Raw genomic sequence first — 21,641 nt, 5'->3', positions numbered from 1 at the left:
TCCTCGAGGCAGGGCGGGAACAGCGTCGCCTGATCGCGATCGGCGCCGACAACGAAGCGTCCCATGCCATCCTCCAGACCACCCTGAAGAAGATAGCATGAGCAGGGTTTTGACACAGCCAGGGTCGGAAGCAGATTCACCGCGACGTCTCCGCCAGCCGGCTCGGCGGGGATGGCAAGCTTTCAATCCGCTTGGCAGCGAAGGCGCAAGAAGAGGGCACGAGGGCGACGATCGTGCCTCCAATCCGAGGTCCTGGTCACGCGACGATGTCGCCCCTCACGCTCGAGGCGGCGATGTGAGGGGATCAGGCGGCGAGGTACTGTTCGAGTTCCACCTGGCCGACGAGGTGCACCCGCGCCTCGGGGCTCTGGGCGAAGGCGAGCGCGATCTCGGCGCGCGAAGCGCCCTGCGACAGGGCATCGAGGTAGAAGGCCTGCCCGCCCGCATCCGGCGCTCGGCCGAGCGCGTCGGCGTAGAGATCGGCCACGAACGCCGCCGCGCTCTCGCCCGCATGCTTGCTCGCGTATTCGGGCGAGGCCAGTATCGAGGCGGCGACCTGCAAGAGCCGCGCCGCCTCGCCGGCGAGCCCGCCGCCGCCCGCCTCGACGAGGGCCGCGAAGGTCTGCAAGCCGCCGGCATCGGGCGCGCGGTCGAGGAGGACGTGGTAAAGGCGCGCCACTCCCGCCTCGCTCGCATCCGCCACGAACACGCCCTTTGCAAAGCTCGGCGAAAGCAGGGCCTTCGCCTCCGCCGAGGTCGCGATCGCGACCGCCACGGATGCTTGGCTCGCCCCGCCCGCGATCTGGCTCGTCCAGTGCTCCAGGCCGGCCGGGTCGGGGGCGCGGTTCAGAAGATTGGCGTAGAGGCTCCCGACAAAGGCGGCGGGGCTCGTCGGCGCCGGCTTCGACCCGTATTCGGGCGAGGTGAGGATCGCGCCTGCGACCTGCGTCAGGCTCGCCCCCGCCTCGATCGCGGCGGCAAAGTCGCTGAGGCCCAGCGCGTCCGGCGCCCGGTTCAGGAGCGCCTCGTAGAGGCCGAAGATCTGGCCCGCCGCGCTGTCGGGGCTGGTGACGATCGTGCCGAAGGCCTCGGGCCGGACCAGGAGCCCGGTCGTGTCGGTGAGGGTAACGTCGTTGCCGTCGCCGCCCTGGTAGCTGATGCGAAGGGTGCGGGCCCCGAAGCTTAGCGTGCCACCCTGTGGATCGGCGGTGATGATGACCCTAGCAACCTCAATCTGATTAGTGGCTTAGCACGCCGATTGGCTTCGAACCTCAATGCCGATCCACACGCTGTCTGCGGCGAAGGGGGGTGGGCCTACCGGAAAGCGTCGTCGGACACCTCGAAGCCGGTGCCCGGGCGATACTCGAGAGCGCGGCCTCACGGCGTGGTCGCAAGGTGCCGACGGCGCAAGCTGAACCGCCTTCCGGACGCCCGCGACTTCGGTGTTGGGAACGGTCGACCCGGTGTCGCGCTCGATGGAGTAGCGGGGCAGGGGACGCGTGGCGTCCCCGAGGGATGTGCCTCAGTCCGATGAGGTCAATGCTGAGCCGAAGGGCGCAGTCGTGGCGTCGGCACCTTGGCAGGGTGCCCGACGCGGTGCTTGATGTGTTCCGAATTGCTGTGGTCGCCTTGGGGCTTCCTTTGCCGCAACCCGTCCCGGCGAGGCGGACGCAGGCACGTCGGCTCGAGCGCCCGCTTCGGGCATCGGGGACGCTCGGTGCGTTGCGCAGGCGTGCGGACGACGCGCCGCCCGGTTCACCGGATCGGCCCGTTTCGCCGGCCAGCGTCAACGGCCGAACTTAGGCGCGTCCTCTTCATCCGCGTCGGCGCCGACATGCTCGGCGCACTTGGCCTCCAAGCGCGACTGGCCCAACGCGTCCTCGAGGTCGGAAGCACTCGGCGCGAGGTACCGGCCGATGTCCACGTTGATGCGGACGTTGTTCTCCACGTAGTCGCGGATGTTGTCCGGCGTCACCTTGAGCTTCAGCACCGTGAGGTCGCTGACCACGTCATCGACCAGCCGGTCGAGCTCCTCGCGCGACAGCGCTTCCGTGGCGGGGCCGAGGCTGCCGCTCTTCACCCTATGCCTGAGACTCAGTCTCTCAATGCTCATCTCGCACTCCTTCGTTTACACGAGGGCATGCTCGGTGGGGCTGTGCAAGCTTCAACATGCGATGGCTCCGATCGGCATTTGGGTGCCGAGGTGCCGACGGCTGGGACCTCCGTTCGGCGCGCCTTTCCTCGAACGCGACAAGGTAGGCTGCTTTCAGGGGGATGAATCGCGGCCAAGCATAGATTGAGTCAGATTGTGCTTCTAGGAGCTCAGTCCCAACGACGCGTTAGGGCACCCTTGGGGCGTCACTGCATCTGACTCGCTGACTTCACGAAGGCCCTGCATTGCAGGGTTTCTGCGAAACGCGCGTCATCCTGACTCAACCCATTTCGCGTGAATAGATGACTCACCCCGATCAAGATCCGGAACGGCGCTGCCCTGGATTCGATCGATGCCCCAATTTCGAGATCGTCAGACTCGGAAATTGCGCACGATCGACGGGGCTTGATCGGCTTGCGGCGGACCGGTCGCTGCGCGACAGGCGGGGCTGTGTCCGGCGGCGCCTTCGGTCTCAGCCTTCTCGGTCGCCAGCCGGGCTGTGCCCGGGCCCCGAGCGCGGCCAGGCCGTCAGGTTGAACTCCCGTGTATCCGGCAGGTCGCTCCTCGCGTAGAAAATAGCCCCGACCGTGTCGGAGAAGGCAGCAGGTTCCGTGCCCGCCATCGCGAGGTGGATCTTCACCATCGCCCAGGAGGTGCCCCATTCCGAGGCAAGCTCCGACAGCACCACGTATTCATCGCAGAACCGGGTCAGGTCGTCTCGATCTAACAGGAGTGGCTTAGCCCGAGTGACTGGGTTCCAACCCATCCACGAACGGACATGTCCCTCCCGCGCCAGCAGCCGGAGCACCTTGGGCGCAATACCCGTCACAGCGCTGGCATCGGCCGCCGTCAGACCCGTGCCGTCCGGTGCGCCCAACACGTCCAGGATCTCACCCACATTGACGAGGACGGACCCGTATCCGGCCAAGCCGGCCCGATGTCCGACGTGTTCGAGCTTGCGGGACAGTAGCAGTTCCACGATGGCGGCCGGGCGGCGCTTGACCCTCTTGGCGGCGGCCGCGATGTCGACGAGGCTTCCGTCGTCCTTGCGGGAGGCGTCGACGCTCGCGAGCAGCGAGGCGACGAAGGCGTCGAGGTCCGCCGTTCTGAAGCGGTCCTTGACCGACTCGCCGGTACCACCGAGCCAAGGGACGACCAGTCCCGCCTCGAGGAGCGACAGAAACGCCCCATCGGGCATCCCGAGGTATGAGGCGGCCGCCGTCCGCGTAAGGGACGAGGACAGGTCGCGGATGAAGGACTCGTGAGCGGAAGCATCGAATGTCACGGCGTCGTTAGTGAGGTCGCGCTGGTCAGGCCCGACGATCCCGCTGGCGAAAAGGGCATTCCTGAGCGGGGAGGGGTGGACACCGAACGCATTGGACGCGGAGATCACGGAGTGAAGCCGGCGCGTCGCCACGGGCCAGCCGAACGGAAGATCCGAGTCCTCCGGACCGACGGCGTTCGTCTCGAGCCAATGATCGCGGATCTCGTGCCGGACGGGATCGTAGGCGGGATCGCGCGGGTGGCTCGCGAAGGACTCGTAGATGGGGCCGAAAAACGCCGACGGGCCGTATCTCGACTTGATCCTCCGCCGACCGCGCTGGAGGTCTTCCAGGAAGCGTCGGAACTCGCCGCGCCCGGCCGACGCGATCTCGAATCCCGCTGCCAGCCGTGGCCGCAGGGTGAGGTCGTGTCCCCGCTTGCCCTTCGCGTGGATCCCCTCGAGGGCAACCGTGCCGAGCACCTCGCAGAAGCGGATGGCGGCATAGAGGGGCATCTCGTCCAGCCACGCCCCGCTTCTGCCGTCCGACGGGGATCCCGAGAGCCTGCCGAGGATGTATTGTTCCAGTCCCGTGAGCGGGCGAGACCCGGCCGAGCGCTCGAGATCCCCGAGGCGCGGGATGACGCCGACCATGGCCTGGGTGAAGTCGACGAGCCTTCCCTCGAGATCCACGAGCGCGAGCGAGTGGACCGGGCAAGTGGCGAGGTCGCGGACCATCCACTCGCCGCGGCGCCACGGACGGCATTCGACGCGGCCGCTCCCGGATCCGACGTCCTCCCGCAGGCAGGCAGCGCAGAACCTGACCCGGCGATCGTTCGTCATCGGTTGATGGAAAACCTGTTCGCGGAAGGAGACCTTCGACCTTTCCCCGAGGTCGCGCGGCGCGGCGGCGCACAGGATCGACTGGTCGATCCCGCTGAGGTTCGCGACCGCCTGGATCGCGTCAGCCTCACCCCGGAGGAGGGACAGCAGGTCGATGCCGAAATCCTTGCAGATCCGTCGCAGGCCATCGCGTCCGTTCCTGAACGACAGGCGAGACAGGTAGTCGGCCGGCACCTCTCGATTGCCCCGTTCCAGCTTCAAGGGAAGGGGGCCGATCGCCGGAGCGGGCTCTCCGTACGTGCTTGCCGGGTGGTCGTTCCTCGCGGCGGGTTCCTTGGTCATGCGGAGCGTTATGGACCGAATCCCTGAATACCTGCTGCACGCGCTCGCGCGCATTGCATTAGCTGGACCGCGACTGCCGACGCGTGCCGTTCGCGGTCGCGATTTCCATCAAGACGGGGGCCGATCTCCCGATCTGCGAGGAGGTCACGGTCAGCCTGTCGATCAGGTCGGCGGTCGCGGTCAGAGCGCAGGTGCGGCCCTGATTGCGGCCTTGCCTCCGGGATTGGACGTGCCTGTTGGCCGAGATTCCTGTTTGGCGCCTGAGTGCACCTTGTCGCGAGGCCCTGCTCAGCCGTCTCCCGCGTGCGTTCCGGCGCGCATCCGCGAGAGGATCGAGCCGCGCTTCCGCTGGCACGTTTCATCGGCTGCCCTCTGTCGGGGAAACGCCTTCGTGCCCTCGCTCGAGCAGTTCTCGACGCCTTGCCGCCCCGATGGATGGAGGTACGATCCCCCGACGCGGGACGGGGGCGCACGGTGCGAACAAACGATAATTTGAGGGCGGAATACCTGCTCATCCAAGGGCAGTACGAGGCCTATGACCAGAGAGCGCTTTCGTTGAAGGCGTTGGCGACACCGCTTCTTGGAGCCGGGCTCGCGTTCGGGTTCAAGGAGCACAGCCTTTTCATCCTGACGGCGACGGCCGTTCTAGCCGCGGCGCTGTGGTATCTGGAAGCGCTTTGGAAAAGCTTCCAGTACTGCTTCACGGACCGGATCAAGCTGATCGAGGGCTGGTTTCGGGGCGAGGGATCCGACGAACTGCCGCCATTCCAGGTCTTCTCCGCGTTCGGCGAGGTCTACCACCGCCACTACAAACACCAGGCGAACCTGCTGCCGATCTCCCGCCTTCCGTTCGTCTTCCTGCCTTATGCCCCCATCGTCGCCCTCGGCATCCTCGGCGACCTGGTCATCCTCTTCCGACGGCTCGTCTAGCCGACGCGCGGCGCTTGCCGTCTGTCGGGGGGGGCAACTGTGTTCGCTCAAGCGAGCGCGATCGGTGTTTTGGATCGCAGCATGGCATTGAGGATGACGAGGAGCTGACGGGCGACGGCGATCAGGATCGTTTTGGGTGGCTTGCCCTTGAGGCGCAGGCGGTCTTTGAGGGCGACGAGGACGGGCACGCGGCGTGAAGCGCTGAGTGCCGCGATGTAGAGGACCTCGCGCACCTTCCGTCGTCCACCCCAGATGCGCCGTGCCCCGCGCCAGGTACCGCTCTCCCTCGCGTGCGGGGCGAGACCGGCGAGTGAGGCGATGCGGCGTCGGCAGAGCGTGCCGAGCTCGGGTAGCTCGCCCAGGAGGGTAGCCAGCACGGTTGGACCTATGCCGGGCACGGCGGCAAGGAGGCGCGCCTGCTCGGCGAGAGTCTGGTCCGCATGGATCAGGTCCGCGATGCGTCGGTCGAGATCGCCGATCTGCCGGGCGAGCAGTTCGATCATGGCGTCGATGGCCGTGGCGATCTCGTCCTGCCCGGCGCTGTGTCGATGCAGCTTCTCGGCCTTCCGCATGTCGACCAACTGCCTGCGCCGCCGGAGAAAGTCGGAGAGTTCAGCACGGGCCCGGCTGAGCGGGACGGTAGTTGGCAGGCTGAGGGAGGAGCCCATCTGTGCCAGGACGCGAGCGTCGACGCGGTCGGTCTTGGCGAGAACGCCGGTGGCTCTGGCGAACTCGCGCGCCTGACGGGGCTTGACGCGCGAGAAGGGGTGGCTGCGTTTGGCCAAGGCGGCGATGAGGTCGCCGTCGCAGCCGCTGGTGGCTTCGAACACGACGAGGACGTCGCGATCGAGCGTGTCGAGGAAGGCCGAGATGGCCTCCGGCGTGTTGGCGATGCGCTCGACCTTGGCCGAGGGCAGACGGCAGAGATCGATGAAGCCGCGTGAAAGATCGCAGCCGACAACGGGCTGTGGCATGGTGAAAGCTCCTGTCCATGTCGTGCGGGATCTGCGGTCCCAAGCAACTGTTCAGGGTCAAGCAGACGCGGAAGGGACCCTTGCTCCCGCACGGGCTCCTGACCCTCGGGGGGGGGGACGGGCTCCCTTCCGCACGATCACATTCTCACATTTTCAACAGACAGGGGGGGGCAGCGTCGGAAGGCAGCGAAAGCCAACGTCTACCCAGACGAACATTCCCGCCGCAGGATGGGCAGTGGGTCCACCATCCAGAACACGGGTGCGCCGATCAGAAAGCCCCGGAGCGTGTCGCCGCCCGTCGCGGTGATGAGCGCGAAGAAGCAGATCCCGACGATGTGGAGGCGCCCGCGAGTGCTCCCGACGCCGCAAGACGGCGATGCCGAGGAGGTCGTGCCAAGGGAGCAGGATGGGAAGCGAGAGCTGCAAATCGACGGGTCCGGCCGGCGCGTTGCCCGCTGTCGGGATGCCGGCTCGGCGGAGGTTGCCGTCTGCTAGCCAGGGTCGCCGCTCGCGTCGATCGCTTGCGACGCATGAGCCCTCGGGATTGACGCGGTTGACGACCTTTCACCGACGCGGACGAAGCTCCAACAGTCGCTTGGCGACGCTGTCGGAAGTCGGCTTGGGTTTGGAGGTGAGCCGAGCAGATCGCCGAAGATATCGAGCGGCTTCCTCTCATCGCCTTGGAACGGCGGAGATGGTCACCTCTCTCTTCCAAGCCTGTCGCCTTCGACCCGGCGCTTGCGCTGCCGTCTGATTGCTCCCAGCATTCGAGAGCGGCCCGTGTCGGCCGTCCACGATCGCAAGGGGACATCATGTTGGAGAAGATCGAGACGGCGGCCGAACTCCGGGACGCCGTGAATGCCGCGGCCGCGGCAGGTCACATTGACGTCCGCATCAAGACGGGTGCCCTGCGGGAGGCGTTGAAGATCGCGGACACCATCAGGGATTGGGAGATCCACGCGGCCGTCACCGCCAGCCTGCGCTCCGACGAGAACCCGGAAGTCGTCTTCACGCTGGGCGGTGGGATGATCGCCTCCCAGATCCACGTGCCGGTGGACGGAAGCTACAGCATCGGCGACGAGCTCTGGCGCGTCGCAGGCGACCTGTCCGACCTGCACGGCGGAAAGGTCTGGGTGACGCCCGCCCCCAACAGTGCCTATGGCTACGGCATCCTCACCGCGTACCGCATGCCTGCGGGAGAATACGGCGCGGGAGACTGGGCGCTCGTCGAGCGCTTCGGCGTCGAGCATGGCAAGTACCAGCAGTCTCGCGACCGCGTCGCTTATTGACTGGGCATTCGTTGACGATCGGCGCTGACCATCTGGTCATCGCGAGTTGAACAGGTTGCCGCGCCTGCTGGTGTCGAACTTGCGCGCCGATCCACAGTCCTGGATGGGACCCGTCCGCGGCCAAGTCCCGTACCGAGCGTAGGACCGTCCTCCGTGCTCATGGCGGTGATCGGCGCATTGATCCGCCAAGCAGAGCGCAAGTGGAGGGGCGTGCATTCAATGTGCCTGTGCGAACGGTGCGGCTGCTGGCTTGGAGCCCCGAGTTGGCATGCCCTTCGACCTCGGCTCGGCAACTCTTCGTTCGACAGCCGGGACACGGCCTAGCCGTTCGTCCGGCGTTCTGCTGCTTCCGTCATCCGGATTGCCGCCTCGATCATGCCCATGTGGCATTCGTACGTCGTGAGGAGGACTGACTCGAGCAGCGCCAAAGTACCCTTGGCGGCTGTTTCCGAAGTCAGCCCTCCGCCCTTGATCGCAGCGATGGCTTCGTCGACACGGATCTTGATCCGCTCGTACGTGGACCCCTCGCCGAGAAAGGTGTCCTCACCGTCGCCCTCGTCCAGTTCGAACGCCACCATGTCCCGGTCAGCCTGCCGAAGCGCCTCGATCGCGAGTTCGACTTCGTCTGCGTTCCTGTTCATGTCCTCAGTCACCCTCTACCGCACAATGCGTCGACAGATGGTTCCCCGGTCTGGCGGAGCCCGCAACCCTCAGACGGAGTTTTCGTGCGGACCCCTGACAACAAAAATTAGCCGACAAATAGAGGTGGGCGCCGATGCCTCGGAGGCCCATCGGGCGAAGCAGCGCTCCTGCAAGATATGGGCAACGCCGGGTCGGCCCCGGCTCACGAGCGGATTCCAGCATCCGACGGATTGACCCACTCCGATCATCGGCGGAGCCGTCCAAGAGCGAGCCGTCCGTCGATCGGCGACTTGGAGGCACCGTCGTCCCGCTTCGGCGCCCATGAGTGTGGATCGGCACGGAGCTTCAGCGCCGATCAATCAGCCTGAGATCAATCCGGGCGAAGGGCCGGAGCGCCGATCGGCGTCGAGGCCGCACGCCGACGAACGCTCGGCCGCGAACCGAGAGTCTCCACGCGAAAGAACCCTTGACGCCGCATGGCGGCTCCGCTTAGCTGACGCCAAGGGTTCTCTGCCGTGAGCGGACGACGGGATTCGAACCCGCAACCTGAGGGTGGGAAGCCTTCAAGCTCTACCGTTGAGCTACGTCCGCATCGAGGGTGGCGCCAGTGCAAGCGGCGTCACCCTCATTCCTTGGGAGGCGATTGTCCTCCGATTCTTTCCCTGCCGATTTTTGTGATCGAATAATGTCTGTCCTCGCGGACAACAGCTCCGGTTTCCCGCAGCCTCGTCTTCGTCTTCTCAGCCGCCGACTTCGTCCACCCGGCGGCCGTCACGAGGTTGTCGAGCGTCGTTGACAAGACGGGCTCGCCACTCGACAGCAGCGCGCGGAGGATGATGTCCGTCGGCGACTTGCGCGGGCCATCCGTTGGGTGACTCACGGCCGCGAGCGGCACATCGACAACCTCTCCGCCGATCCCGATCATGTTCGCGGCCGCAGACAGATTGGCCAGCCTCACCATCATCGAAGCCTGCTTCGCTCTCGACGCGGCCACCGCCGCCAAAATCCTACCCTGCGCCTCCGCTTGGATGTCCCGAATTTCGGCGTCCAGATCGCTGGAAAGCCCGTCCAGTAACCCGCGCACCTCCTCGATCTGTTCGTTCAAGCTGGGCATCGGGGTTTCCGCCTGTTTCTTCTGTTCACTACCGGACGGTCTGCGGCTTGTCCATAGGGTCCGTTTGGGAAAATGGAATCCGGTTATTTCCGGTCCGTCCGGTGCTTCTTCTGTTTGGGTCCGGGACGTCCGGAGGCGCCCATATGGCCGCAGGCCTCCCGTGGAAGCGAAGCGGTTCGCCCATCGGCGGTGTACCTCCGCGGCAGCCGCGACGGCGGAACGGACCTCGGGTCCGCAGCCCCGAGCGAACGCCCCTACGCGGTCCCTCGCATCCGCGCCCGGCTTCAGCGCCGATCGGCGTGCAAGCTTGATGGGCGACTTGCTGTCGGCGAGGTCGGCGATCAACAATCCCGGCCGAGCGGCGTCAGGCGCGAGGCTACACAGCGGCCACGTCCCTGCGTCTGTAGAGGTAGAGGCCGAGGACATCCGGGTCGAAGCAGGGAAGTACGCCGTCCGCCGCGAGGCGGGCCCTCGTGCTTGCAACGTTGCTGCCGATCGAACGCGCCACGTCGCCGAGCTTCACGTACTCGGCCAGGAACCGCTCAACCTCCTCGGGGCGCACGACCTTCTGCGCCCTGCCGACAACGGGATGGGGGCGGCTCTCCGTCGCGATCGCCCCGAGGCGCCACAGCGCGCTGACCGTCTTCACCGTCATCCCGAGGCGCTTCGCGATTTCCTGCCGGGACAGCACTTCCGGATCCTTGCGGTGAAGCAGCGGTCTCACTTCCGCGGGATCGACCAACACAGCCATGTACCCGCGCGCTCCCGACCTGATCCCGACGCGGCCCAGCCTTCCCTCGATCAGGAGCCGGGCAATGGCGGCGGACGGACGCAGCACGTGCTTGGCGGCCGTCGGCAGGTCCACGAGGGACGGATCATCACGGAAGCGTCGCTTGGCCGATGCCGCAAGCGCGGCCGCGAAGGCATCGAGGTCGCGCCGGCGAAACACGTGGTCGCGCAGTTCCGGAGACGGGGCGATCCAGGGAACCAGCAAGCCCGAGGCGATCAAATCTTGCCTCGAGTTCACCGGGACGCGGAGATAGGGCACGGCCTCCCGGAGGCACATCGAATCCTTGAGATCCGCCAGGAAGGGCGCGGCCGCTACGGCGTCGAAGGTCACGTTGCCCGGTGTCAGGCCGTCGGATCCCGGACCGACGAGACCGACCGCCCGCAGGAGCGCATGGAGGCGGGCACGCTCCGCGCCGGATCCGACATGCGCCGTCTGGACGGAATGAACCCTCCGGACGTCGACCTCGACGCCCAGCAGCCGTTCGCCGGAGCCAACAGGCAGGGTATCGACCGAGTGGCGGCGGATCAGGTTCCTCAGCGGTTCGTAGGCGGCATCTCCGTTCGATGTGTCGAGCCATTTGAAGAGCGGCCCCAGGATCGTTCTCTCGCGTCTCTTGCGACGCTGCTCGCGGAAGGACGACTGCAACCGGTCGAGCAGCCGCCGCACCCCGTCCTCGCCGTCCGCGGCAACCGCGAAGCCTGCGGCCTCGCACTCCCACAGGGCGTCCTCCGAAAGTTTGCCGTATCCGGTGCGGGCGTCGCGAAGGTCCGTCACCCCCAGCCTCAGGCACACCTGCCACGCCGCATAGAGCGGGAATGCATCCAGCCAGGTTCCCGCGCTACGGTTCCGCAGCCTGCCGACCAAACAGCGTTCGAATGCCGATGCGGGGCGGCGGACCGTCCGGCGGTGCACGGACGAGAGGTCACCGAGAATCGATGCCATCGCGTGCGAGGCATCGTGCGGGTGCGGACTCCTGGGCCTGCTGATTTCCACCAGCGAGAGACCGTGGCGCTCGCAGGTGCGCACGCCCGCCACGCACCATTCCGAACGGCGGTGGGCACGCGCCTCCCGCCGGAACGACCATCTCGCCAGGTCGTCATCCATGCAAGCCGGACATACGCGCATGCGGCCGCGCTGGAGGAAGTGGTGCGTCAACGTCTCGCCACGATAATCGTGCCGGCCGTCGGGCCGTAGTACGAATGCATCGTTGCGGAGAGCGCCGGGGTCGCAGTCACCCAGCTCGGCCACGGCAGCCAGCGCGGCGGGATCGCCGGCGAGGATCGCTCGAATACTAAGCCGGAAATCGCCGCAGAGGCGTCTCAGGCTGTCGCGTCCGTTCCTGAATGCCAGCCGGGACAGGAAGTCGGGGGAGCCTCGTGCTCGCCGCGCGGCATCGTCAGCGGCGACTTTCCAAGTGCGTGGTTCAACCACCTCCGGGGAGAAGCGCGGGCTCGGTCGTCCCGTAGGTCGAAGGAGGCGCCCCGTCCCACAAGCGTTTCGCCGGATACGCACGACACTTGCGTGCCGCGCTCCGCCGTCGCTTCATGACCAGGATTCCCGTTGGACGCAGATCCAGCCAAACGCGATCGATCTCCCTCCTTGCCGCCCTATCGCGGGTTTGTTGAGATAGGCTCTATCGGTCGTCTAAACTTGTCGGGTTCGACGTATCGTCGGTCTCGACCTCGCCGGAGACGACCCGCGGCGGATCCTCACATCCAACCCGGGGGCCACCGCATGGCGTCGTTGCCGATCAGCTCGGCACTTTTGCGAGGGCGCCCGTCCCGATCTGGCCGCCACCCGTCGTCGATCGACAGCGAGCAGCGCGATCGCATCGCGATGACACCTGTGGATGGCGTGAAGTTCTGACGCCGATCGGCATGGCAGGCTGCTGAAGACGTCGACCGTAAGTCGGTCGACATGCGTCGCCGATCGACAGTCGGGACGCAGGGCGACGGCCCCTGCTCGTCGGAAGAGGCGACTTCCGCTTCCGCTGCCCCGCCCTGGAGGCGGACGAGGCATCCGCTCCCAGGGAGATCCAGGTCGACACCTCGGTCGGCAACATGCCCTTCACGCCCGCGATCCCGGTGCCCTCGTAAGGTCGCTCTGGCCAACCCTGCGTCGAGGCTCCTGATGGAAGGTCCCAAACACGGACGCTTCCGTCCTCGCCCCCGGGCCGCCGCCATCGAGTCGTCCGGACTGGCCGAGACGACCAGATGCCGCTGCTGTGACCGAGGAGTTCGTCGACGCAGCGCCCTTCCACTACGTCCCAGGCGCGGACGACCGAGGCGCCGCCGCCGCTGAACAGGCGTCGTCCGGTCGCGTCGAAGGCGACGCTGCGGACACGCTCGTCGTGTCCCCTCAACGTCCGCAGGGGTTCGCCGGGCGCGCTCCAGATGTCGGTCGGCAGTGCTCAGCATCAACCTGAGATCGGGCCGTTCAGCAGGCCAGCTCGCTGATCGGCGCGGGCATTCGCCGCCGATCCACATCCCTTGCCGATCTACACCCCTCTTCCAATGTCTACGCAGCCCAAGATCATACGAGGTCGAGACCATCCCTTCCGAGAGCTTGACCCATTTCCTCCAGAAGATCGGGCAGATCCTCATCCGCCGCATCACCAAGTCGTCTGTGCCAGTCTGCCGAATTGGGCATCGATCGAGCAAGATGTTCCACGACGGACCGGATCCATTCAGCCATGACGTGTTCCAGTTCGTTCGCGTGCCGGATCGCCTCGGTTGCCGCTCTCTCTTTCTCTGCCGCTGCACGTATGGCTTCGTCAGCGGCCCGCATATGCAGGTTTGCCCGGTGCCTCGCGTCGGCGATTTACAAGCGGTGGAGTTCCGGCAGGATCTCCTCCAGTCCCAAGCGAAGTTGCTCGTCCATTCTCATTCTCCCAAGAACCCACGGCCGGATTTCCGGTTTATTTACCCCAGCGAGGACCAAAGCGGTTTTCAGCGACTCAAGCCTATCCTGCTCCATGACGCCTTTGCTCCGCGCATCCGACAAGCCATCCAGCTCTTTCATCACCGCGACGAACTTCTGAACATCGGTTGCTAGTGGTCGCGAAAGTCCGATGATCCGTCCCTCGAGATCGTCATTGTCGAAAGCGTCCGGTTCCATTGCCTCCAAGATGATGAATACGAAATCGACGTATTGATGTAGTTTCTTGCCGTGGTGCTCGTTCTTCCATATCGAGTGTTCACTGCCGGAGTATAGAAGCACACAGTAGGGGGTCTTCTCGATCTTGTGCGTGCGCCGTTTTTCGATGAAGGCCTCCCTGTACATCACAAAGCGTATGAACATCCCCGAATTGTATGTGGACTGGTATTCGACGTGGACTGCCGAGTTTCCATCCGCTGTTAGATATATCCCATCAGCTTTGAGGTTCTTGAACGTGTCGTCTTGATGCAGCGCGGCTGCAACCCTTGCGGACTCAAGATCGGTCGGCAACATGCGGCCAAACCCCAGTTTCCCTTCCATCTCGAAAGCATCCTCCACGATCGAGCGGATGACCTTGGAGTGGGGCGCCAACCTCTTGAAGAACTCGTCCCATTGCCTCTGCTGGCGCGGTTCCACGAACCTGCGGCCGATCGAAGGCCTCGCTTCGTTATGCATTGCAACACCTCGCCCGCGTCCCATGTCGATCACGCTGCCCGAGTCGCCTTGTACGCCGACATCGCAACGTCGCAACGACCCCGCATCCCGTCCTCGAGAATTTCGTCGGGTCGCCACCATCACGTTCTCGGTCAGTATTGAGACCAAGGGCCGCTCGCCCACGCATGACCGACCTCGAGTAGAGTTCCCGGTTCAGCTTATCCATGGCCGCAGGCACCGCGGCTCCGGTACTCGAGGCCCGGGTGGTCCTCGATCGTGACGCCGTACGCCAGGCCGTTGATGCCGACTCTGTGGAATGGCGAGAAGGCAGTCGCGCTCAGCGTCGCGGGTGCCCGATGAGCTGCTTGACCAACCGGGGATGCGCGGTCGTGAAGGTCGGCGTGGCATCATCGGGTCGTGCCGGTTCGCCAAGGGCAGAGAAGGATGGGGCGGACGCTTCGGAAGGGAGCCCCGCCGCGCGTCCGATGGTCACTCATGAATCGGCGCATCTTCGATGCCGATCGGCGCGGAAGCCTGTCGATGGATGTCGGAACCAAGCGCACAGAGACGCTTCGCCGATCAGCCCGTCCGGACGGATGGCCTGCTGCCGCAAGGGCTTGATACCGACCCGCCTATGAACCGACCCTTCGGGCCGGTTCATGCGGTGCCGGAAGACGCTCAAGCGCCGCGCGGGCTGCCGCCGCGCGGCCGAGGCCGAATAGGTCGTTCCAAACGCGCGGCGGTATGAAATCATGGCCCCGCGTTAAAATGGAACGGCAGGAGCGCAAAGCGGCAAGGCGGGCACCGCGGCAAGCCGGACACGCCGACCGGGGATCGGACCACCGAAGCGGGGTGCAAATGGGCGGCTCATCAACCCTTTGAGTTGCCATGTGTCGAACCCGGTCTGTCGGCCTGCCAGGATCGTCCTCAGCCTGTCGTCGCGACCCGTCGACTGATCAGCGGGAACACGAGGCGGCTCACCGATGTCGCCAAGCTGCGGGAGACGCGGGAGGCCGGCGTGTTCGGGCGCTTCAGCGGCGTGTTCTGGGCGCCGGCGATTGCGGGCCTCGCCCTCCTGTCGGTGCCCTTCCAAGTCTATCGCCCGACCCGCGGCCACCTCCTGCTCCTGACGACCTTCGGGATCTACTCCGGGGTGGTGCTCTTCTTCATCTACGCTTTCTCTGACCCGTTCCGGTCTCCGGGCAAGCTCGAGCCGGTGGCCTTCGAGCGGTTGCTGAGTGTGGATCTCGACGGAAAGGTGCCGAAGCAATGACATGGATGCCGATGATTGGCGGGAGCCGTCAACACCTGCGCCGTTCCGGCGGGCTGAGCGTCAACCCATCGGGGCGCACGTAGGGCAACTGCAAGGAGGGAGACAATCCGGATCGGTGCATCGGGAGGTTTGGAGGTCGGTCGGCGATGCACACCTGACGCTACAAGGTCAACTTACCCAACGGGTTGCCGTGCCGATCTGCCTCGAAGCTGCGATGTGCCCGGCGAGAGCGTCCGCATCCTCAGCATCGGTACGGGGGAGGGCACCTTCACCGTAGACGAGAAGGCTCGGAACGGCGGCGCGAAGGAATGGGCGTTCATGAGGTCTTTCTCCTCAGCCGCGAGGGCGAAGTCGAAGAACGCTCTGGGACAGGCATTCCTCCTGGACGGGAAGAACAACGTCGTCAGGATCGACGTGCCCGAAAGCGCTGATCCCCGCGCGCTGGACGACGTGGAGCGTGCCTTGGAGTAGCTGCCGCTGGTCGCATGTAGCCTTGTGGAAGGCTCCGGCCATCAAATGCAGGTGCTGCTCCTCCAGGACGTCGTGGACCGCTTCGAAAAATGCCCGGTCCGCTCCTGAGGCTAACCAAGCACGAGGCAGCCGACATGCCCGGCGTCACCTTGGGTGCCCGGGCCTGCCGACGAACCATCGGTGCGATGCGGTGGAAGCGAACGTGACCGCATGGACCCATATGGCGACGGGGCGGATGTGCATCCCGTCCACCCGACCGCGACATCTCGCGAACGAACGCGTTGTGGATTCGGGATCGACGTCGACTAATTCGGTAGGAAAGCGAGCTTCACGATCCTGTCGAAGCCACTCGAGAGTTCTCGTCAGCGCAGGTGACCATGGGTATGAGGGAGCGAAGACCGACCTCGATGCCAAGGCCAGTGCCGATGACGCGACAAGGGAATGCCCCTCCATCATGGATCTGAACTCGACCAGTGCCGCTTCCGATGTCCCGGGCTTTCTTTCCGGCGGGGGCGAGTTGGGCCGGATGCTGCGCGACCATCCGTGGGACGGCACGAGCCTCGGGGTCCCACCGAACTGGCCGCCAGCGCTCAAGACCCTCGTCGGCGTGATGCTCGCTTCCAATCAAGCCATGTTCCTCGCCTGGGGAGAGGAGCGCACCCTCCTCTACAACGACGCCTATGCGGAGATCCTCGCGTCCAAGCACCCTGCCGCGCTCGGGCGCGACTTCCTCGACGTGTGGCAGGAGATCCGCGCAGATCTCGTGCCCATCGTCGAGCAGGCATACGCGGGCGAGCCCGTCCACATGGACGACATCACCCTCATCATGCATCGGCGCGGCTATGCCGAGGAGACCCACTTCAGCTTTTCCTACACGCCCGTGCGCGACGAGGCCGGGACGGTGGCGGGGTTCTTCTGCCCCTGCAACGAGATCACGGGGCAAGTGCTGGCCGAACGCCGCCTTCGCGAAAGCGAGGCGCGGGCCAAAGGCGTGCTCGACGGCATGGCCGAGGGGTTCTTCCTCCTTGACCGCCAGTTCCGCATCCTCGACTTCAACGCCGAGGCCGAGCGGATCGAAGGCCGGCCACGCGAGGCAGTCCTCGGTCGCACGCACTGGGATGCTTTTCCAGGCAGCGAGGCCAGCGAACTCGGTCGCCTTTACAAGCGGGCCATGACCGAACAGGTGCCCGTGACGCTGGAGCACAGGTATCGCTGGCCGGATGGACGAGAGGCCTGGCTGGAGATGCGTGCCTACCCCGTCGAGGAAGGGTTGGCCGGGTTCTTCCGGGACGTGTCCGATCAGAAGGCGGCCGATGCGGCAGCTCGGGAAACAGCGGAGCGGCTCCGCCTTGCGGTGCGTGCCACCAATGACGCGATCTGGGACTGGCACTTCGCCACCAACCACGTGCTCTGGAACGAGGCGCTGGAGACCGCTTACGGACATGCGCCCGCCGACGTGGCGCCGACGGGCGAGTGGTGGATCGAGCACATCCATCCCGACGACCGGGCGAAGGTGGACCACAGCATCCACGCTGCCATCGACGGCACGGCCGAGAACTGGACCGAGGAGTACCGCTTCGAGCGAGCCGACGGCACCTATGCCGACGTGCTCGACCGCGGCCATGTGATCCGTGACGCAACGGGTCGGGCAACGCGCATGATCGGCGCGATGCTGGACCTCACCGAGCAACGCCGCAGCCAAACCGCGCTTCGGGCGAGCGAGGCGCGCTTCCGCGCCTTTGCCGAAGCGCTTCCCGTCATCCTGTTCACCACCGACGCCCACGGACGCTGCGACTACGTCAACCCGTTCTTCGAGGCGTTCACCGGGTACCCGGCCGACGCACTCGTGCACTTCGGCTGGAGCGACGTCCTCCACCCGGACGACCGCGAGCGCTCCATCGCGGCCTGGGAAGAGGCTCGCCGGACCGAAGGCCCGTTCGAGATCGAGTACCGTTTCCGTCGCGAGGACGGCGTCTACCGCTGGTTCATCGGTCGGTCAGTTCCCGCGCGCGAGACCAAGGACGGCCCCATCCTGCGTTGGATCGGCACCTGCGTCGACATCCAGGAGATCGTCGAGGCCCGCGATGCCAAGGAACGGCAAAGCGCGGAGCTGGAGCAACTTGTGGCCGAGCGCACGGCGGAGCGCGACCGGATGTGGGACACCTCGCCCGATCTCATGGTCGTCATCGACTTCACCGGCGTCTTCCTCCGCGTGAACCCGGCATGGACGGCCCTGCTCGGCTATGCGCCCGACGAACTCGAAGGCCACCACGTCAACGAGTTCGTCCTCCCCGACGATCACTCGAAGACTGTCGACGCATACGAGACGACGGCAACCGGGGGGCGGATCAAGATCGAGAACCGCTACCGCCACAAGGACGGATCCATGCGTTGGATCTCCTGGGTGGCGGCGCCCGCGGGGGAGGTCACCTACGCGACCGGGCGCGACGTCACCGCCGTCAAGGAAGCCGCCGAGGAGCTGGAGCGGGCCCAGGAGGCGCTGCGCCAGAGCCAGAAGATGGAAGCCGTCGGCCAGCTCACGGGCGGCCTCGCGCACGACTTCAACAACCTGCTTGCGGGCATTTCCGGTTCGCTCGACATGATGCAGACCCGGGTGCAGCAGGGCCGTGTCAGTGACCTCGACCGCTACATGGTGGGGGCTCAAGGGGCTGCCAAGCGAGCCGCGGCACTGACCCATCGCCTCCTCGCCTTCTCGCGGCGCCAGACGCTGGAGCCGAAGCCTACCGACGTGAACCGCCTCGTCGCGGGGATGGAGGACCTGATCCGCCGGACGGTCGGTCCGCAGATCACTGTGGAGACGGTGGCGAAGGCGGGCCTATGGTCGGCGTTGGTCGATCCGAACCAACTCGAGAACGCGCTCCTGAACCTTTGCATCAACGCGCGGGACGCCATGCCGGACGGTGGACGGATCACCATCGAGACGGGGAACCGCTGGCTTGACGATCGTGCCGCCCGCGAGCGCGACCTGCCGCCGGGCCAGTACCTTTCCATGTGCGTTTCGGACAACGGAACGGGCATGTCCCCGGACGTCATCGAGCGCGCGTTCGATCCCTTCTTCACCACCAAGCCGATCGGCGTCGGCACGGGGCTCGGCCTTTCGATGATCTACGGGTTCGCCCGCCAGTCCGGTGGGCAGGTTCGCATCTACTCCGAGGTCGGCAGCGGGACGATGGTCTGCGTCTACCTTCCTCGCCATCACGAGGAGGAGGTCGTCGAGCCCGAGGTCGTTCCGGCTCTCCCGCGGGTCGATTCCCGAGGCAAGACGGTCCTCGTCGTGGACGACGAGCCGCTGGTGCGCATGCTGGTGGTGGACGCCGTCGAGGACCTCGGCTTCACGGCGATCGAGGCGGGCGACGGTCCGCAGGCGCTGAAGGTCCTGCGCTCGGACACCGCCATCGACCTCCTCGTCACCGACGTCGGCCTTCCCAACGGCATGAACGGCCGACAGGTGGCCGATGCGGCAAGGGAGTTGCGCCCCGACCTGAAGGTGCTGTTCGTGACGGGCTACGCCGAGAACGCCGTGCTCAGCCACGGGCATCTCGACCCCGGCATGCAGGTGGTCACGAAGCCGTTCGACATGACCGTCCTGTCGAACCGGATCCAGGGCATGGTGGACGACTGACCGCCACGCGGGTCGGGGTGTTGAGCAACAATCTGTGGATCATCGCGCAGACTCCACGCTGATCGGCGAGGCAACCTATTGAGCGAGCTGACCTCAAGAGAGGCAGCTCGCAACGCTGTGGATCGGCGCCGAGGTTCGACGCCGATCGGCGTGATAACTTGTTGAACGACCCGAGATCGGCGGGGTCGAAGGGCGAAGCCGATCAACACCAGGAGCGTTCCAGCCGGTCGGCAGCGGTCCGATCCGTCGACCGCGCCTCTGAAGTCAATCGGCACGGGCGGGCACGCCCAAAGGGCCGGCGTGACGGTCTATATTGGAGCGATCTGTGCATCTCGCACGGTGGCTGATCGTGCCCGGCGGTCGTAAGCCACTGCGCGGAACGCAAGATTTCGGGGGGTGACGCCCCTTGCATGCCGCGTCGCCGCGTGCATATAGATCATAGGCCGCCATGCCCATCATACGGCGGCAGAGGAGCCGAAAATGACGAACATCCCGAACCGCATTAGTGCGGAATCACAGGTCGTTCTCGATTTCTCCGATTTTCTCGAGCTCGTGAAGAACGTGCGCGCCCAGATGGCGCAGGCGATCGGGGAACTCGTGTCGATGCTCGAGGCCGCGGCCGCGAGCGATGCCGACCTGGACTTCGCGGGCCTCGTCAGGGCCTCGCAGCAACTGCTGGAGCTCGACGATGCCGATCTGGCCCGAATCCTGAACGTCTCCCGTCCCACCGTGGGCCGTTGGACCCGCGGCGTCTCCTCGCCGCATCCGCTCGCGCGCAAGGCCATCTTCGACGCGCTGGCCAGGTCCGCGCGCGGCAAGCTGAAGCTGCTCCGCGACTGAGGATTCGGCTTCCGCAAACCACGGAAGCCGTTGATCCCGGGAGAGTCCTGGGTTACGTCCGCGGTCCGCCCCATCGGGGCGACCGTGGGGACCGCAGCCTTGCCCGTGAACTTCTGCATCGTGAACTCGGACCAGGTCGGCCATGCCCACACCTGGCACACCGACTTCGCTGCCGCCAACGACGCGATCTATCCCAGGACCCAGGAAGCCTTTTCCGCCCTTGCCCTCGACCGGAACGTCTGGTGCGCGGTCACCGACGAGGAGGTGGTGCTCGGCCTCTCGTATGCGTGCGTCTCGGACGACGAGAGCGAGGTCGAGATCGGCGGCCTCATGGTCTCGCCAGAAGCGCGCGGCAAGGGCATAGGCGACGTCCTGATGCGCTTGCCGCTCTGCCACTTCCTGGTAAACGAGAACCCGCTGGCGTGGCGGCGTCCGCCCCGCATCGTCGCCCATGTGCTCAAGGGCAACGATGCACCGCGCCGGATCATCGCCCGCACGGGGTTCGCGCATGCGAAGGCCGTGCGCATCCCCGGCGCCGCGCTTCCCGGGCTGCGGACCGAGCCCGACGGGCACGTCCACGGCGACGAGTTCCACCTGCGAATCCCCCAGGCGCTCGAGGAGCAGGCCGTGTGGCTCGATGGCTGGAACGACACCTTGCTGGACGGCAGCGCCGCGCGGATCCGGCTGCTGGAGGGCCATACCCTTCCGGGTTGGGCGGCGGCGATCAGGGCGATGGCTTGAAGCATGTGGACCGGTCGCGGCCGAAGCCGGATTCGGTGACCCGTCGCTGCCGCCTGACCATGAGTGCCGGCGGGATCTCCTACAGGGTCGAGGGCTACCTCATACCCTTGGCCGCGTCGAAGGTCGTGACCCTGCTGCCCAGGCCGCACGCGGGCCTTCGGGACGTCGAGGCGACGGTCTTCGACTATGGTCTCCATGAATGGCGCATCACGGTCGACCGGTGCCCGGCCTCGTCGTGAGTCGTGGAGGGCAGGACCTATCCCGCCGCGGGCTTTGGTCTGGCGAGGCCATTGACGGACCCGAGTTCGTTCGAGCCGCCGGAGGAGGCCCCGCCACCGGGCATGCGGCACTGTCGGCATGCCCCCGCTGCGGCGGACGCTCATCGGCAAGGACGCTCCCGGTCCGCATTGCTCGCCGATGGACGCGCGACCACCTCCCGGTCCCGCGCCGGCAGTCGGCGGGAAGCCGAGCCAAGGTTCGGCTCCATCGGCCGTTGCCCTCCGTACGCCGCCCCTTGCTTGAGAACGGACTTTAACCTGTCGATCGATGCCGCATTCGTCTGCAAGGAATGCGTCTCCCTTGCCTTATGGCTCTGAACGCCGAATAGGCCCGCCATGACCATGAGTGTCCCTGTGATCCGTTTGGGGGATTTCATGCTCACGCGGCCCGTCGCAGCCATCGAACATGACAACGTCCGGCAATGCGTGCGTCAGCCGACGGATGCCCTTGAGGTGCCCATGGGTGC

Annotated in this window: 18 protein-coding genes and 1 tRNA gene; 8 read left to right on the top strand and 11 right to left on the bottom strand. The window is 66.0% G+C overall.

Annotated elements, in window-relative coordinates; all coding sequences use genetic code 11:
• Positions 1–304: 304 nt before the first annotated feature.
• The 3 genes from FZN60_RS28995 to FZN60_RS18885 form a co-directional block, all read right to left on the bottom strand.
• Positions 305–1,042, bottom strand: a complete 738-nt coding sequence (locus FZN60_RS28995) for a DUF4214 domain-containing protein (protein ID WP_369413055.1) — start codon at positions 1,040–1,042, stop codon at positions 305–307.
• Between the two features lie 744 nt (positions 1,043–1,786).
• The gene (locus FZN60_RS18890; RefSeq protein WP_158875053.1) at positions 1,787–2,113 is read right to left on the bottom strand and encodes a hypothetical protein; all 327 of its coding nucleotides are present in this window, start codon (positions 2,111–2,113) and stop codon (positions 1,787–1,789) included.
• A 511-nt stretch (positions 2,114–2,624) separates the two neighbouring features.
• Complete coding sequence (locus tag FZN60_RS18885) at positions 2,625–4,598, bottom strand: TniQ family protein (protein WP_158875052.1); 1,974 nt, start codon at positions 4,596–4,598, stop codon at positions 2,625–2,627.
• 492 nt (positions 4,599–5,090) lie between these two features.
• Between FZN60_RS18885 and FZN60_RS18880 the strand changes: the two genes are divergently transcribed.
• A complete protein-coding gene (locus FZN60_RS18880; RefSeq protein ID WP_158875051.1) occupies positions 5,091–5,528 on the top strand; it encodes a hypothetical protein in 438 nt (145 codons plus the stop codon).
• A 47-nt stretch (positions 5,529–5,575) separates the two neighbouring features.
• Here the strand turns inward: FZN60_RS18880 and FZN60_RS18875 are convergent, their stop codons facing one another.
• Positions 5,576–6,502 (bottom strand): IS110 family RNA-guided transposase, encoded by a 927-nt coding sequence (locus FZN60_RS18875; protein ID WP_158875050.1) that lies wholly within the window; start codon positions 6,500–6,502, stop codon positions 5,576–5,578.
• Positions 6,503–6,702: 200 nt separating this feature from the next.
• Positions 6,703–6,810, bottom strand: a complete 108-nt coding sequence (locus FZN60_RS29445; protein WP_439647309.1) for a hypothetical protein — start codon at positions 6,808–6,810, stop codon at positions 6,703–6,705.
• 504 nt (positions 6,811–7,314) lie between these two features.
• Here FZN60_RS29445 and FZN60_RS18865 point away from each other — a divergent pair.
• On the top strand, positions 7,315–7,791 hold the full coding sequence (locus FZN60_RS18865; RefSeq protein ID WP_158875049.1) for a hypothetical protein: 477 nt from the start codon (positions 7,315–7,317) through the stop codon (positions 7,789–7,791).
• A gap of 320 nt (positions 7,792–8,111) precedes the next feature.
• On the opposite strand, the gene FZN60_RS18860 is transcribed toward FZN60_RS18865, so the two are convergent.
• The 6 genes from FZN60_RS18860 to FZN60_RS18835 form a co-directional block, all read right to left on the bottom strand.
• Positions 8,112–8,432: a hypothetical protein gene (locus tag FZN60_RS18860; protein WP_158875048.1), complete on the bottom strand. Its 321-nt coding sequence runs from the start codon at positions 8,430–8,432 to the stop codon at positions 8,112–8,114.
• Between the two features lie 519 nt (positions 8,433–8,951).
• A tRNA-Gly gene (locus tag FZN60_RS18855) sits at positions 8,952–9,024 on the bottom strand.
• Positions 9,025–9,058: 34 nt separating this feature from the next.
• The gene (locus tag FZN60_RS18850; RefSeq protein WP_158875047.1) at positions 9,059–9,538 is read right to left on the bottom strand and encodes a hypothetical protein; all 480 of its coding nucleotides are present in this window, start codon (positions 9,536–9,538) and stop codon (positions 9,059–9,061) included.
• Between the two features lie 385 nt (positions 9,539–9,923).
• Entirely contained in the window at positions 9,924–11,768 is a 1,845-nt protein-coding gene (locus FZN60_RS18845) for a TniQ family protein (RefSeq protein ID WP_158875046.1), read from the bottom strand.
• Between the two features lie 319 nt (positions 11,769–12,087).
• A complete protein-coding gene (locus tag FZN60_RS29330; protein ID WP_369413054.1) occupies positions 12,088–12,708 on the bottom strand; it encodes a WD40 repeat domain-containing protein in 621 nt (206 codons plus the stop codon).
• Positions 12,709–13,157: 449 nt separating this feature from the next.
• A complete protein-coding gene (locus FZN60_RS18835; protein WP_158875044.1) occupies positions 13,158–14,111 on the bottom strand; it encodes a hypothetical protein in 954 nt (317 codons plus the stop codon).
• An 835-nt stretch (positions 14,112–14,946) separates the two neighbouring features.
• Between FZN60_RS18835 and FZN60_RS18830 the strand changes: the two genes are divergently transcribed.
• The 6 genes from FZN60_RS18830 (at position 14,947) to FZN60_RS18805 (ending at position 21,135) form a co-directional block, all read left to right on the top strand.
• Complete coding sequence (locus tag FZN60_RS18830; RefSeq protein WP_158875043.1) at positions 14,947–15,201, top strand: hypothetical protein; 255 nt, start codon at positions 14,947–14,949, stop codon at positions 15,199–15,201.
• Between the two features lie 216 nt (positions 15,202–15,417).
• The gene (locus FZN60_RS18825) at positions 15,418–15,672 is read left to right on the top strand and encodes a patatin-like phospholipase domain-containing protein (protein ID WP_158875042.1); all 255 of its coding nucleotides are present in this window, start codon (positions 15,418–15,420) and stop codon (positions 15,670–15,672) included.
• 454 nt (positions 15,673–16,126) lie between these two features.
• Positions 16,127–19,315, top strand: coding sequence for a PAS domain-containing hybrid sensor histidine kinase/response regulator family protein (locus FZN60_RS18820; RefSeq protein ID WP_158875041.1), 3,189 nt, complete (start codon positions 16,127–16,129; stop codon positions 19,313–19,315).
• A gap of 480 nt (positions 19,316–19,795) precedes the next feature.
• A complete protein-coding gene (locus tag FZN60_RS18815) occupies positions 19,796–20,155 on the top strand; it encodes a hypothetical protein (protein ID WP_158875040.1) in 360 nt (119 codons plus the stop codon).
• A 105-nt stretch (positions 20,156–20,260) separates the two neighbouring features.
• Complete coding sequence (locus FZN60_RS18810; protein ID WP_158875039.1) at positions 20,261–20,896, top strand: GNAT family N-acetyltransferase; 636 nt, start codon at positions 20,261–20,263, stop codon at positions 20,894–20,896.
• A 35-nt stretch (positions 20,897–20,931) separates the two neighbouring features.
• Positions 20,932–21,135, top strand: coding sequence for a hypothetical protein (locus tag FZN60_RS18805; protein WP_158875038.1), 204 nt, complete (start codon positions 20,932–20,934; stop codon positions 21,133–21,135).
• Positions 21,136–21,641 lie beyond the last annotated feature (506 nt).

The organism is Antarcticirhabdus aurantiaca, from assembly GCF_009765365.1.
Classification (GTDB): domain Bacteria; phylum Pseudomonadota; class Alphaproteobacteria; order Rhizobiales; family Rhizobiaceae; genus Antarcticirhabdus; species Antarcticirhabdus aurantiaca.
This window is presented reverse-complemented; position numbering and strand designations above follow the sequence as displayed.

What these genes read in the sequence shown, in the direction of transcription:
- FZN60_RS18860 (WP_158875048.1), bottom strand. Translation starts at nt 8,432, where the DNA reads ATGAACAGGAACGCAGACGAAGTCGAACTCGCGATCGAGGCGCTTCGG.
- FZN60_RS18865 (WP_158875049.1), top strand. Translation starts at nt 7,315, where the DNA reads ATGTTGGAGAAGATCGAGACGGCGGCCGAACTCCGGGACGCCGTGAAT.
- FZN60_RS18815 (WP_158875040.1), top strand. Translation starts at nt 19,796, where the DNA reads ATGACGAACATCCCGAACCGCATTAGTGCGGAATCACAGGTCGTTCTC.
- FZN60_RS18875 (WP_158875050.1), bottom strand. Translation starts at nt 6,502, where the DNA reads ATGCCACAGCCCGTTGTCGGCTGCGATCTTTCACGCGGCTTCATCGAT.
- FZN60_RS18820 (WP_158875041.1), top strand. Translation starts at nt 16,127, where the DNA reads ATGGATCTGAACTCGACCAGTGCCGCTTCCGATGTCCCGGGCTTTCTT.
- FZN60_RS18885 (WP_158875052.1), bottom strand. Translation starts at nt 4,598, where the DNA reads ATGACCAAGGAACCCGCCGCGAGGAACGACCACCCGGCAAGCACGTAC.
- FZN60_RS18890 (WP_158875053.1), bottom strand. Translation starts at nt 2,113, where the DNA reads ATGAGCATTGAGAGACTGAGTCTCAGGCATAGGGTGAAGAGCGGCAGC.